This is a genomic window from Aquitalea sp. S1-19 (assembly GCF_024343515.1).
In genome coordinates this window covers 1-1,043 of the sequence record NZ_RJTZ01000319.1, presented here as the reverse complement: position 1 = coordinate 1,043, position 1,043 = coordinate 1, and the positions used below count along the sequence as shown (strand labels likewise).

Genomic DNA, 1,043 nt, shown 5'->3' with positions numbered 1-1,043 from the left:
GAAGTGAAATCGATGGCTGATCTCAAGGGCCTGAAGATGCGCATCCCGGGTTTTGGCGGCGAGATCATGGCCAAAATGGGTGCAATTCCCCAGTCCCTGCCGGCCGGTGACATCTATCCGGCGCTGGAAAAAGGCACCATCGACGCCACCGAATGGGTCGGCCCGTACGACGACGAAAAACTCGGCTTCTACAAGGTCGCTCCGTTCTACTACTACCCGGGCTTCTGGGAACCGGGTCCAAACCTGTCGTTCTACGTCAATAACAAGCAGTGGGCCAAACTGCCAAAAGAATATCAGCAGGCTTTTGAAGTGGCCGCCGCCGAAGCCAACCTGACCATGCTGGCCCAGTACGACGCACAGAACCCGCAGGCACTGGTGCGTCTGCTGCAAAAAGGCGTCAAGCTGAAGAAGTATCCGGCAGACATCATGAAGGCCGCACAGACCATCGCTTTTAATTTGTACGAAGAAGAAGCGAAGAAGAACCCGGCCTTCGGCAAGATCTACGGCCCATGGAAAAAATTCCGCGCCCTCGAGCACGGCTGGTTCAATCTGGCCGAACAGGGCATGGAATCCTTCATGTACACCAACCGCAGCAAATAAACGACAAACGGGGCAATCATGCCCCGTTTTTTTACCCATTTTTTATGTGAAAACCTTATCGAATATCCCATGTGCTAAATTATTCGCACCCTGGCTACTTAAAACGGCATAAGACCGCAGCCATGGTGCCGGACGCTTTCGCGACCGGGCAAATGCCCACCCCTGGAGGAGAAGAAGATGGAGAGACGTTCATTTCTGAAAAAAGCCGGTGCCACCGGCGTTGCTGCTGCCGTTGTCAGCGCCCCTGCGCTTGCAGCTGACGGTCCGGCCGTACGCTGGCGTCTGGCGTCCAGCTTTCCCAAAAGCCTGGACACCATTTACGGTGCAGCCGAACAGCTGTCCAAGCGTGTCGCCGAGCTGACCGGCGGCAAGTTCCAGATCCGCGTATTTCCGGGCGGTGAAATCGCCCCGGGCACCCAGGTACTGGATGTGGTGCAAAACGG

At 56.2% G+C, this 1,043-nt stretch carries 2 protein-coding genes; both read left to right on the top strand.

Annotation, left to right across the window (positions count from 1 at the left end; translation table 11 throughout):
* On the top strand, window positions 1–600 hold a 600-nt coding region (locus EGI20_RS18765; RefSeq protein WP_498633212.1), incomplete at its 5' end, for a TRAP transporter substrate-binding protein.
* Between the two features lie 177 nt (window positions 601–777).
* A partial coding sequence (locus tag EGI20_RS18760; protein ID WP_498633210.1) for a twin-arginine translocation signal domain-containing protein occupies window positions 778–1,043 on the top strand: 266 nt, incomplete at its 3' end.